Source organism: Alcanivorax sp. IL2 (genome assembly GCF_047495475.1).
Classification (GTDB): domain Bacteria; phylum Pseudomonadota; class Gammaproteobacteria; order Pseudomonadales; family Alcanivoracaceae; genus Alcanivorax.
The window spans coordinates 1,745,654-1,758,418 of sequence record NZ_CP179932.1 but is presented as its reverse complement, the minus strand read 5'-3'; the positions used below and the strand labels follow the sequence as shown (position 1 = coordinate 1,758,418).

At 57.8% G+C, this 12,765-nt stretch carries 10 protein-coding genes; 9 read left to right on the top strand and 1 reads right to left on the bottom strand.

What is annotated here, in order from left to right:
- Positions 1 to 11: 11 nt before the first annotated feature.
- From ubiG to ACMG4N_RS08195, 6 genes are all read left to right on the top strand, one after another.
- Entirely contained in the window at positions 12 to 710 is a 699-nt protein-coding gene (gene ubiG / locus ACMG4N_RS08220; RefSeq protein WP_035246877.1) for a bifunctional 2-polyprenyl-6-hydroxyphenol methylase/3-demethylubiquinol 3-O-methyltransferase UbiG, read from the top strand.
- 171 nt (positions 711 to 881) lie between these two features.
- Positions 882 to 1,562 carry an HAD-IA family hydrolase gene (locus ACMG4N_RS08215; RefSeq protein WP_414433274.1) on the top strand — a complete coding sequence of 227 codons (681 nt, stop codon included), beginning with the start codon at positions 882 to 884 and terminating at the stop codon, positions 1,560 to 1,562.
- Positions 1,559 to 2,335: a YciK family oxidoreductase gene (locus ACMG4N_RS08210; RefSeq protein ID WP_414433273.1), complete on the top strand. Its 777-nt coding sequence runs from the start codon at positions 1,559 to 1,561 to the stop codon at positions 2,333 to 2,335. Before ACMG4N_RS08215 ends, ACMG4N_RS08210 begins: the two co-directional genes overlap by 4 nt.
- 296 nt (positions 2,336 to 2,631) lie before the next feature.
- Positions 2,632 to 3,798: a putative solute-binding protein gene (locus tag ACMG4N_RS08205; protein ID WP_414433272.1), complete on the top strand. Its 1,167-nt coding sequence runs from the start codon at positions 2,632 to 2,634 to the stop codon at positions 3,796 to 3,798.
- Positions 3,799 to 3,922: 124 nt separating this feature from the next.
- Positions 3,923 to 5,005 (top strand): putative solute-binding protein, encoded by a 1,083-nt coding sequence (locus ACMG4N_RS08200; protein WP_414433271.1) that lies wholly within the window; start codon positions 3,923 to 3,925, stop codon positions 5,003 to 5,005.
- A gap of 128 nt (positions 5,006 to 5,133) precedes the next feature.
- Positions 5,134 to 6,327 carry a putative solute-binding protein gene (locus ACMG4N_RS08195; protein ID WP_414433270.1) on the top strand — a complete coding sequence of 398 codons (1,194 nt, stop codon included), beginning with the start codon at positions 5,134 to 5,136 and terminating at the stop codon, positions 6,325 to 6,327.
- 151 nt (positions 6,328 to 6,478) lie between these two features.
- Here ACMG4N_RS08195 and ACMG4N_RS08190 read toward each other — a convergent pair whose 3' ends face one another.
- Complete coding sequence (locus ACMG4N_RS08190; RefSeq protein ID WP_272961683.1) at positions 6,479 to 7,840, bottom strand: ABC1 kinase family protein; 1,362 nt, start codon at positions 7,838 to 7,840, stop codon at positions 6,479 to 6,481.
- 175 nt (positions 7,841 to 8,015) lie between these two features.
- On the opposite strand from ACMG4N_RS08190, the gene ACMG4N_RS08185 reads away from it, so the two are divergent.
- The 3 genes from ACMG4N_RS08185 (at position 8,016) to ACMG4N_RS08175 (ending at position 12,643) form a co-directional block, all read left to right on the top strand.
- A complete protein-coding gene (locus tag ACMG4N_RS08185) occupies positions 8,016 to 9,044 on the top strand; it encodes a hypothetical protein (protein ID WP_272961682.1) in 1,029 nt (342 codons plus the stop codon).
- Between the two features lie 62 nt (positions 9,045 to 9,106).
- Positions 9,107 to 10,120, top strand: a complete 1,014-nt coding sequence (locus ACMG4N_RS08180; RefSeq protein ID WP_272961681.1) for a putative solute-binding protein — start codon at positions 9,107 to 9,109, stop codon at positions 10,118 to 10,120.
- A gap of 192 nt (positions 10,121 to 10,312) precedes the next feature.
- Positions 10,313 to 12,643: a TRAP transporter large permease subunit gene (locus ACMG4N_RS08175; protein ID WP_414430124.1), complete on the top strand. Its 2,331-nt coding sequence runs from the start codon at positions 10,313 to 10,315 to the stop codon at positions 12,641 to 12,643.
- The last annotated feature ends 122 nt before the right edge of the window (positions 12,644 to 12,765 follow it).

Below are 12,765 nucleotides of genomic sequence, written 5' to 3'. Positions count from 1 at the left end.
AGCAACCGCAGATCCCCAATGTAGACGCCGGCGAAATCGCCAAATTCAATGCCCTGGCGGAGCAGTGGTGGGACCCCAATTCCGAGTTCCGTCCGCTGCACGACATCAACCCGCTGCGTCTCAATTACATCGACGAGCGCGTCAGCCTGCCCGGCAAGAAAGTCATCGACATCGGCTGCGGCGGCGGCTTGCTGTCCGAAGGCATGGCCCGGCGTGGCGCCGAGGTCACCGGTATCGACATGGGCGAGGCACCGCTGTCGGTGGCACGTATCCACGCGGAGAAAGCCGGCGTGGCGGTGGAATACCGGCAGATTCCGGCGGAACAGATCGCCGAGGAACGGCCCGCCCAGTACGACGTGGTCACCTGTCTGGAAATGCTGGAACACGTGCCGGATCCGTCATCCGTGATCCGCGCCTGCGCCACCCTGGTAAAACCCGGTGGGCAGATTTTCTTCAGCACCATCAACCGCAATCCCAAGGCCTTCCTGTTCGCCATCGTCGGCGCGGAATACGTGCTGCGCCTGCTGCCACGGGGCACCCACGAATACGCCAAGTTGATCAAGCCCTCGGAGCTGGCCGGCTGGGCCCGGGACGCGGGGCTGGAAGTGAAAGACACCACCGGCATGGTCTACAACCCGCTGACCCAGGTGTACAAGCTGAACCGGGATGTGTCGGTGAACTATCTGATGCACGCGGTGAAAGGCGAATAAATTTCCCCTGTAGGAGCGCCGCTTGAGGCGCGAAACGAGCGAAGCGAGTAACGAGGTTCGAGTTGCGAAAAGCCAAACCGGTTGTGCCTTTCGTCCTCGTTATTTGTACCTCGAAACTGTTTTTTTCGCGCCTCAAGCGGCGCTCCTACAGCGGCGTTGTAGAGAGAATGTATGGAAAAGCTTGAAGCCGTTTATTTCGATCTGGACGGCACCTTGATTGATACCGCACCGGATTTTTATACGGTGCTCAATACCCTGCTGAAACAGCATGGCCGACCGGAAGTAAGCTATTCCGCGGTGCGCGCCAATGTATCCAATGGCGCCCGCGCCCTCACCGAGCTGGGCTTCGGGGTGGGACCGGAGGATGCGGAATTCCCGCCCCTGCTGGACGAGCTGCTGAACGCCTACGAACAGCACCTGGCCGTGGACACCTGCCTGTTTCCCGGCATGGCACAAACGCTGGACTGGCTGGAGGCCAATGGCCTGCCCTGGGGCATAGTGACCAACAAGCCCTCACGGTTCACCGGGCCGGTGCTGGCGGGACTAAAGCTGGACCAGCGGGTGGGCGCGGTGATCTGCCCGGACCATGTGAAACAGCGCAAGCCGGATCCAGAAGGCCTGCTGATGGCCGCCGGCCGCGACGGCGTGGATCCTGGCAACTGCCTCTACGTGGGCGACCATCTGCGTGATATCCAGGCCGGCCAGAATGCCGGCATGGCCACCGCCGTGGCGGCCTTCGGTTATATCGACGCGGATGATGACCCCCACGGCTGGCAGGCCGATTATTATCTGGAACAGGGCAGCGACCTGCTGCCCCTGCTGCAAACGATGAACACAAGGAGTACCGCATGAGCGAGTTGTCTGCCGTGAATGCAAAGGCACTGGCCTACCAGTGCCCTGCCGATGCCTTCAAGGATCGCATCATTCTGGTCACCGGTGCCGGAGCCGGCATCGGCCGCAGCGCCGCCCTGACCCTGGCCCGCCACGGTGCCACCGTGATCCTGCTGGGGCGCACCCCGGAAAAGCTGGAGAAGGTCTACGACGAGATCAAGGCCGCCGGCGGCCCGGAGCCAGCCCTGGCGCCAGTGAACCTGGCGGTGGCCCGCCCGGAGGATTTCCAGGAGTTGGCCGGCCTGTTCGACAAGGAATTCGGACGCCTGGACGGCATCCTGCATAACGCCTCCGTGCTTGGCGACATCACCCCGCTGGAGCGCTACGGTGTCGGCACCTGGGACTCAGTCATGCAGGTGAACGTGAACAGCGCCTTTTACCTGACCCAGGCCATGCTGCCTCTGCTGCGTGCCAGCGACGATGCCCGTCTGCTGTTCACCTCCTCCAGTGTCGGCCGCAAGGGCCGTGCCTTCTGGGGTGCCTATGCCGTCTCCAAGGCGGCCACCGAAAACCTGGCACAGGTGCTGGCCGAAGAGCTGGAGAACACCAGCAACATTCGCGTCAACACCCTCAACCCCGGCGGCACCCGCACCGACATGCGCGCGCTGGCCTACCCCGGCGAGGACCCGCAGACACTGAAAACCCCGGACGAGATCATGGCGCCCTACCTGTTCCTGCTCGGCCCGGACAGCCGCGATGTGAACGGGGAATCCATCGACGCGCAGCCTAAGTAAAAACTCTGAGTTGAAAGTTAAAAGTTCAAAGTTGAAAAGGCGCGATCACGTTTGGAACGTCTCTGTCCGGTCCAGTGCCCGCGGCCAAATGCAGCGCGGGCACTGGACTGAAATGCCCCCCCGGCCCTGCCCGCGTTTCAACTTTAAACTTTGAACTTTCAACTCGCTCCACCATTGACCCTTTCGACTGGGATTGCCGTAACGCGGTCACCCCCTGCGCCAAAGCTCTCCCTTATCCTGCAAGCGCGTGATAAATGTATTGTCCATAACAAGAATGCGGCATCAGGGAGATCACCATGCGCACCCCCATTACTCTTTTCTTTCTGGTCAGTCTGCTGTGCTCATCACTGAGCGCGGCCAACCTGACACAAGCTCAAAAGCAGCAACTCCAGGCACTGCTGCCCGGCATCACATTGAATGACTCCACCCTCGAAAAGCTCGAGGATGTGTTTTACACCAGAGAGATGCCGGTTCGCAGCCGACTTAAAGCCATCAGCCAGATGGTGGGACTGGATCAGATGCCCGCCGGCAGCACCCTCAAACGTACCATCTGCATCTGGGATATCGGCGGGCGTAACGGGGTGGTATTCAATGCTGCCATGGAGCAACGGGCACTGGCCCTGGAATATGGCATCAACCTGGACTTGGTGCCTTATACCAATGAAACCGTGATGGTGGATGAGTTCAAGGCCGGCCGTTGCGATGCTGCCTTGATGAGCGGATTACGGGCTCGCCAGTTCAACCTTTACAGCGGCAGTGTGGATGCCATCGGCGCCGTGCCGTCCCAGAAGCATATGCAAACGTTGCTTAAAGTGATGGCTCACCCCAGACAGGCCGGTCACATGGTGCAGGGGGATTATGTCGTGATGGGCATCTACCCGGCAGGCGCCGCGCATATTTTTGTTAACGACCGACGCATCAGCTCCCTGGCCAAGGCTGCGGGTAAGCGGGTTGCCGTTCTCGATTATGATGAAACCCAGGCAGAAATGGTGGCGGCCATCGGTGCCACCCCCGTTACCACCGATATCGTCAGCGCTCCCAACAAGTTCAACAACGGCCAGATCGATATCCTGCCGGCGCCTCTGGTCGCCTATGAAATTCTTGAACTGTATAAAGGCATGAGCCCGGATGGTGGGGTGGTCGACTACCCGTTAACACAACTTTCCATGCAGTTGATCGGTCGCCTGGACAAGTTCCCCAACGAGGTAGCGCAATTGATTCGTGAGGCCTCCTTTGAAGCCTACCCAGACGTGATAAAGCGCATTGAACTGGAAACACGTCGAGTCCCTGAGCGCTGGATGATCGCCATTCCTGACAAGGACAAGCGGGAATACGAGGTGATGATGCAAGATGCCCGCGACGCACTGCGTGCGCAGAAATACTACAGCAGTGACATGCTGGATTTGCAGCGCAAAATACGCTGCAAATTCGACCCCACCCGCTCCGAATGCAGCATCACTTGAACAGACAATAAAGAGTCAATTACGCGGCGCTGCCAGGCGCCGCGTACAATTGTCATACAGGCGGTAAAACTTCCCATCTCTTCCCCGTGATATAAGCATGTCAACGAATGACTAAGGAAGCGTCATGGGGAATTACCGCACCCTTATTACCGGCCTTTTAGGCTTGGCCCTGCTATCTCTGGCCTGTACCAGTCAGGCTCTGACACTGACGGCCAAGCAGGAAAAACACCTGGCGCAAGCCCGTCAGGAAATGGGGCTGGGCCCGGACGACATGCTCAAGCGTCATATCTGCTTGTGGGATCTGTCCGGTCGCTCCGGCCCCATTTTCAATGGCGCCACCAACCTCCGCCTGGATTTGCTGCGCTATAAAATTGATATCAGCCTGGAGGCCTTTACCAACGAAGGCGCCATGGTCGCATCATTGAAAAACGGTCAATGTGACGCAGCCCTGATGAGCGGTTTTCGCGCCCGCCAGTTCAACCGTTTCAGCGGTACCATTGATGCCATCGGCGCCCTACCGTCGCTGAAGCACATGGATATGCTGTTGCGATCCATCGCCCTGCCTCAGCTCAGCGAAAACATGGTCAGCAACAAATATCAGACTCTGGCGGTCACCCCCGCCGGCGCCGCCTATTTATTTGTTAACGACAAGAGACTCAATTCACTGGAACGAGTCGCAGGGAAAAAGATTGCCGTACTGGATTTCGATCCGGGCCAATCGAAGATGGTTGCCCAGATCGGCGCCACCCCGGTGGCCACGACGCTTGCCACTGCCCCCAATCAGTTCAATAACGGCAGTGTGGATGTACTGCCCGCACCACTGGTGGCTTATCAGGTACTGGAACTGTACAAGGGCATGGAACCCGACGGTGGCATCGTTGATTACCCCATTGTTCAGCTCACCGCCCAGTTGATTGGCCACACTGATCGTTTTCCGCCCGCATTCGCTGCAGTGATACGGGAAGTGGCCGCAGACAGCTTTTCGTCTATCCAGAATGCCCTGGAAAAAGAAGCAGGCCAGATACCGGCAACCTGGTGGATCGACGTGGATCATCATGAAAAACAGGAATATGACAGCATGATGCGCGCTGCGCGTTTAAAACTGCGCGAGACCGGCTACTACGACGCCACCATGTTGAAGATCATGAAACGTATTCGCTGCAAGGTGGATCCTCAGCGGCCCGAATGCAGCCAGGATACGGAATAAAGCTGATGCGGTGACATCATCGTTGGCATCGCGGCCAGCCACCCCGGCTGGCCAGCCAGCGACTCACCAGTCACGACTGTCACAATGGGTGTTCAACCTGAAGCGACGACTTCCGGTTCAAACAATAAATGCCCATGGAGGCTTGCGTGACTTTTTTTCGCCAACTGCTCATTCTCCCCCTGCTGCTCGGCGCCCTCATCGCCCACGCAGACAACCAACTAAATCTGACGCCGGCACAACAAGCTGAGCTGGAAAAGTTTGCCCCCGGCGTATCGCTTACCCCTGAGCTCGCAGAGAAACTGCGCGCCATTGCCTACGATCAGAGTCGCAGTCTCGACGACCGCATCGACGCGATGCAGAAAGTGGCCGGCTTCAGCATGGGCGAACCCCTGAAACGACGCATCTGTATCTGGGATATTGCCGGTCGTGCCGGGCCCATCTACAAGGCAGCCGAAGATCAGCGCACCCGCCTGCTGGAATATGGCGTAGAGCTTGATATTCAAGCCTACACCAGCGAAAGCGTGGTGGTGGAAGACCTGAAGGCTGGCGTCTGCGATGCAGCCCTGATCACTGGCCTGCGCGGTCGCCTTTTCAACAAGTACACCGGCACCATTGATTCCATCGGCGGCGTGCCCAGCGACCAGCACATGAAAATCCTGCTGCAGGTCATGGCCAGCCCCAAGTCTGCCGACAAGATGGTGAGTGGCGAGTATGTCATTCTCGGCCTGGCCTCTGCCGGCGGTGCCTATGTGTTCGTCAACGACAGAGCGATCAACACCCTGGCCAATGCAGCGGGGAAACGGGTAGCGGTACTCGACTATGACCCAACCCAGGCGGAAATGGTCTCGCAGATCGGCGCCACCCCTGTCGCCTCCGATATCGTCTCTGCCCCCAACAAGTTCAACAACGGCGTCGTCGATGTACTGGCAGCCCCGCTGGTGGCCTACGAGGTGCTGGAACTCTACAAGGGCATGTCACCGGATGGCGGCATCATCGACTACCCGCTGGCGCAGATCACCATGCAACTGATCGGTCGCAAGGATAAATTCCCCAACGAGGTGGCACAGCTGGTTCGCGAGGAGTTTTTCAACAGCTATCACCTGATCAAGGAACGACTGGACCAGGAAGCTGCCAAGGTACCGGACCGCTGGTGGATCGAAATCCCGGATGCGGACAAGCGCGAGTACGAAACCATGATGCAGGAAGCTCGCCTGACCTTGCGCGAAAAAGGCTACTACGATGGCGACATGCTGACCCTGCAACGCAAGATTCGCTGCAAACTCAATCCGTCGAAAGGGGAATGTGCGGATCCGGTGGAGTGAAAAGCCGCTACAAGCTATTAGCGTCTAGCTGCGAGGCGAAGAAAGCGCCGTGGTAACGACATACCTGCTGACTCCGCGCTGAAATTGCCGATAGACAGACACAAAAAAACCGCGCCGAAGGGCGCGGTTTTTTTATGGCTCGTAACGGCTGTTAGTGCAAAAACCCGCCCGGCATATCATCCACCGCTCCGAACATATCCACGCGGTTATCACTGAACATGTCCATTTCCGGTGCCAGCACCTGCACATAACGGTCAAAGTAGAGGAACTGCTTGAGTAGCAGGGCGAATTCGCGAGGGAAACGAATGCCGTGGCCCTCACCGATTTTCACCAGATCCATCAGCAAGCGGTTAACTTCCTTGTCGTTGCGGTCGGCCTGCACCAATGCAGACGGGTCAACCTGGCCCAATGCGCCTTGTAGGCTTTCGATATCCCGCGCCAGCGCATCCACATCCACCTCTTCACGGGTCATGCCAATGATCGCCATGGCCTCTGCCATCTGGCGAATATCACCACGGCCGATGGCATCAAAGAATTTGGCCATACCATCCCAGGCCTCACGGCGGATCCGGCCGACAATACCAAAGTCGATGAACCCCACTCGACCGTCTTCCAGTAACATCAAATTGCCAGCATGCACATCCGCATGGAAGAAATCGCACAACATCAGGCTCGAGAACCAGGTATTGAGTGCAGAGATCAGGGTTTGCGCCGGATCATCCGTATATTGTTTGAGCACATTCATGTCAGTGAGGGGCACCCCGAAGAAGCGCTCCATGGTCAGCACCTTGCCGGTGGTGTGGGACATGACCGGATCCGGCGCCACCGCAGAGGTGTTGCCGGTGTTTTGCAGGAAAGCATTGAAAGCCTGGAGATTGTGCGCCTCCTTGATGAAGTCACACTCTTCCAGCATGCCGGCCTGCAATTCCTCAATCACACCGGAGATGGCAGAGCGCGACAGACCCGGCGCCAGCCGCTCGGTAACCCGGGCAGCAAAGTAGAGAAAATTGAAATCCGTCAACAGCACATTACGGACACCGGGCCGCTGAACCTTAATCACCACGTCCTGTCCGTTTTTGAGCTTCGCCGCATGAACCTGTGCAATAGACGCACTGGCCAATGGTTTGGGGTCAACCGACTGATAAAGAGACTCCAGCGATCCACCCAGCTCTTTCTCGATGGTTTCGCGAATATAATGAAACGGCAGTGCCGGGGTGCGATCCAGACAGCGCTGGAATTCCTCGACATACTCTTCCGGGAAAATCGACGGCGAACTGGCAATAAACTGCCCAAGTTTGATGTAGGTGGTGCCCAGCGATTCAAAGGTAGTACGCAGCAAAGCCGGTACTGGCGGGCGATCGCCAAGCATCCAGCTGAGCCCCTGGCGCCCCACCACCCCAATCGTCTCCAGTACCCGCAGGCCGCCACGGGCCGTGTTCATGGCCAGAGAAATGCCGCTTCTCTCGCCAGCCAGCCAGGCCTTCATGTCTTTGATGTCAGTATGATCGGTCATAATAAAGTCTTACTTTCCTGGTGGGTGCGCTGCACAACGTAACGTATTCCATCATAAAGCAAATTTATTGTTTGTAATTGCTTGCAGGCTTTTTTGTAATTGCCGCTTGTGCCAATAGACGGACTTTCGTACCTTTGAGTCCGCTAATCCGAGAACAACAACAAGGAGCTATAGAATGGGTTCTCTGACCTTGACAAAAATGCTACGACATTCCCGTCTGGCCCTGGTAGGGGGCGCCATCCTGGCTCTGCAAGGCTGTGGCGTCATCTACAAGACAACCGGTGACGTGCTGATCAGCTTCGGCCGCTCCGAGATGCTTCCCTACATGCTCACGTTTGACGATGTACGCATGGCCTGTGTCACCGGCGAAGCCCAGACCCCGCTGCTGATGGCCTTTGAGCGCGTCGGCTCTCATCCCGAGAAGCTGGGTGCCATGGTCTTCACCACGGCCGCCACCTGTGCCGAACAGATCGCCATCGATGCCGAGTTGCGCTACATGCGTGCTGTGAAAGATGGCAACGTGAACGAAGCTCAGGATGCTCGCATCGAGCAGAAGCGCTGGTCTGCCGTCGCGGCGCAGCGACAGTATACCGCCTACCAGAACATGCTCACCGCCTTTGGTGAACAGAAAGAAGGCGAATGCCCCAAGCTGAAAACCGATTTCGACGAGCTGGTGTGGATGGTCGGCAACATCTCCGGTGTCCAGGCCCTGCTCAATGACGGTGCCTCCGACGGCGCCGTGGGCGTACCCCGCGATCTCGCCGCCAAGGTAGAGCGCAACATGAAGTGCCTGGATAACGACAAGTGGTGGGGCGTACCGCGTGGTACCCGTGCTGCCGTCTGGAACCTGTTGCCCATGCTGGCTCCGGCCAATGCCGAACCGTGGAAAGAGCTGGAAGCCTCTGCCAAGGCCGGCTTTGATGGTGGCGTCCGCCTGGGCAGCGCCCTGTATGCCATGAGCGCCTTCAGCAAGGGCGACGACGAACGCATGCGCAAGGCCATCCGTGACTTTGCCGCCAACGACCAGAATCTGGATCCGGAATACGCCATGATGGATGCCATTGCCGGCTTCATCATCACTGGCATTTCCGACCGGGAATGGACAGAAAATACCGGTAAGCGCACCCCTATTGGTGGGCTTGGGACTTTCTGGGATGACGCCGCCAAATCCGGACCGGCGGTCAATATTGACGATTTGCTGTAAGCCTGTTTGCGGCCCCTTGGGGCCGCTTTGAATTAGATTAAGAAGTAACCAGGAGACAAGCCATGCGCTATTTGAAGGCGTTTACCACAGCAGCCACTGCTGCACTTGCATTGACACTTAGCCCCGCCCAGGCCGCCGAAAAACGGTCCATGTGCGTATTTGATATCATCGGTGCCAACGGTGATATCTATAACATCATGAAGGACTACAAGACCGCCGCCCTCGGTTGGGGTGTGGATCTGGAGCTGAAACCCTACACCGATGAAAAAATCGCCTCCGAAGATCTGAAAGCCGGCCAGTGCGATGCTGCGGTACTCACCGGTATCCGTGGCCGCCAGTTCAACAACTACACCGGCAGCCTGGACTCCATCGGTGCCATCCCCTCCTACGATGCCATGCGCACCGTGATCACCGTGCTGGCCAGTGGCAACCCCTCCATCAACGAGAAGCTGGTTTCCGGCCCCTACGAAGTGGGCGGCGTTGCCCCCATGGGTGCCGCCTACCTGTTCGTGAAAGATCGCACCATCGACACCGTGAGCGAACTGTCAGGCAAATCCATCGCCGTACTGGAATATGACAGCGCCCAGGCCAGCATGGCGTCCCGGGTTGGCATGTCTCCGGTAATGTCCGACATCACCAACTTCTCCGGCCGTTTCAACAACGGTTCCGTGGACATCTGCTTTGCGCCGATTGCTGCCTACTCTGCCCTGGAACTGTACAAGGGCATGCAGCCGGATGGCGGCATGATCGATTATGTACTGGGCCAGCTGACTGCCCAGGTCATTCTCAAGAAAGACCGCTTCCCGGATGGCTATGCTGACAGCTCTCGTAAGTACATGCTTGGCCAGTTTGACCGCGCCATGACGGTGATCGAGAACGCCAACAACGAAGTCGACAAGAAGTGGTGGATTCGTATCCCCGAGGCCGACAAGCTGCGCTATGACGAAATGATGCGCGAAGCCCGCATCGCCCTGACCAATGATGGCGTTTACAGCAAGGATATGATGTCCCTGCTGCGCAAGGTGCGCTGCAAGGAAGAGCCTTCCCGCGCCGAATGCGTCAATCCGGTCGAGTAAGCGCAGTACCGATCAAAGTGGGGCCCGGGTGGCCCCGCTTTTCTCCAGCGACCTATTTTCTGTCACCCGGCTCTTCTCTGCCGGGTAGTCAAGGTGTTTACACTGCCCTGGAATGCGGCGAATAAGGCTTGAGGGCCCAAGGGTTGCCTCTTTCCCGCTCCCTAAGGCGGTATAACAATAACCGGGTGCACAATGGACAAACCTTCTTCTATGAAAGTGGCGAACCGTTCCGTCGGTGAATGGTTGGCATCGCTACCAACCCTGATTCTCCTGTTGCTGACGGTGTTTCTCGCATCAGGGGAAGTTCTTCACTCCCAGCTGCTGAAAATCGGCGAAAACACCTGGGAAGGCTACTTCAAGTTACGGGGTGCCGGCATCCTTCAGGAGCCGACCTGTAATCCGGACGCCAACCTTGATGACCAACTTGAAGCGGCCATCATCAGAAAGAAACAGCAGATGGCTGACGATCCTCTGGCCGGCATGTTCGGCACCGAGGTAAACGAAGACGCTTTGCGTCAGTCACTGGAAGCTTCCCAGCAAATCTGCCGTGAGAAGTGGGCCACCTACACCATGGTGCAGGAAAAGGTCACCCCCGGCGTGATTGCTTTCCGGACCCTGGAAGGCGGCGTGGCCAAGGTAGTGACCTCTCTGGGCCACTACAAACGACTGCTGCTGTGTATCCTGGTCATTATCTGTGCCGCCACAGCCACCCTGACCCGCCACCATATTGCCCTGCGCCCGGCGCAAACCCGCAAGGACCATTTCGTATCCAGCCTTGGCCAGCTTTCCGCCAATGTGATGCTGCTGATGTCCGCCTGGATCTACCGTGGCGAGGAAGTCAGCGCCATGGCCGACGGGGTTCAGGTCAACCACTTTTACCTTCACCAGTTCTGGATCGCCGGTTTTGCCCTGCTGTCCCTGGCGGCACTCTGGCAGCTGATCAAGCCGCCCAAGGACCTGGAAGAAGGCGGCAGCTGGGGCAAGGCCCTGCTGACCATTCCGCTGTACAGCTTCATGTGTATCACCGCTGGCATCCAGTTCGTCAGCCAGGGTTACTACCACGGTATCAGTGTATATCTGGGCATGATGATGGAACTGTCCACCCTGTTCCTGAGCCTGGCCCTGTATATCTGGATTGGTATGATGCTGCGCCAGACCAAGATGGCCCATCTGGTGTTTGACGTGCTGCGTCCGTGGAAGATGTCCCCGGAACTGATGTGTTTCGTGGTGCTCGCGGTTACCGCGATCCCCACCGCCTACACCGGCGCTTCCGGTATCTTCGTTATTGCCGCCGGTGCCACCATCTACAACGAACTGATCCGTGCCGGTGCCCGCAAGCAACTGGCCCTGGCCGCCACCGCCATGTCCGGTTCCATGGGTGTGGTACTGCGTCCCTGCCTGCTGGTAGTGATCATCGCTGCGCTGAACAACTCGGTAACCACTGATGAACTGTTCACCTCCGGCCTGAAGATCTTCGGTCTGTCGCTGCTGCTGTTCTTTATCTACAGTCAGTTTGCCCGTACCGAAGCGGCTCGCATCGCACCGTTCTCGGAAGCCGTACCAGCCAGCATCAAGCGTCTGGTTCCATTAGTGCCCTACGTGATCATCATGGGCACCGTGGTCGTATTCTTCCGCGATGTCCTGGACACACAGCTCAACGAGAACTATGCGCCGATCATTCTGCCGGTGATGCTGCTTGCCATTCTCAGCTACGAGAAACTGAGCAATAAGGCCCTGCATCTGTTCACCATCGTGCTGGTTCCGCTGCTGGTGTACTCCCTGTACAACCTGACCGGTATCAATGCGGCTTTGGAGGCTGGCAATATCCCCACCGGCACTTCTGCCGAGGATCTGGAAGCCCTGTTCTGGGGGCTGCTGTGGCGCAACCTGCTGCTTGGCGCGGCAGTCGTGCTCTACTATGTGCTGAAGCAACCCACAGAAGACCCGGATTATCGGGAAGAACCCGGGGTTGGTGACCGACTGGAAAACTCCCTGCGCTTTGCCACCAATGAAACCACCGGCCACATTGGTGCCCTGCTGATGCTGATGGCCCTGTCCGTGAGTGTCGGCGGTATCATCGAGCGCTCTGGTGTCATGGAGAACCTGCCGGAAACCTTCGCCAACGTCTGGCTGGCCATGACCCTGCTGGTAGTCACCATGGTGATCATCGGCATGATCATGGACCCCTACGGGGCGGTGATTCTGGTGAACGCCACCATTGCCCAGGTCGCGTTCGACAACGGTATTGCACCGTTGCACTTCTGGATGATCACCCTGGTGGCCTTCGAATTGGGTTACCTGTCACCACCAGTGGCACTAAATCACTTGTTAACACGTCAAGTGGTGGGTGAGGCAGAAGTGGAATCCGCCAAGCTCAAGGAAGGCAGCTTCTTCCGTCGCTATGAGAAGTTCCTGCTTCCCATCGCGGTGATGCTGACAGCGCTGCTGCTGGTATCTTATCTACCGTTGATGTCCGATTCGGTGCATGAGTACATGTTCCAGAAGATCGAGATTGGCGGCTAAATTCCGCGCTCATCTCAACCCACCAAAGAAGGAGCCTCAGGGCTCCTTCTTTTTTGTCTGCCATTCGGCCGACAATCCCGCACTCAGGCAGCCGCCTGATTCGATACCAGTTTCCTATCGTC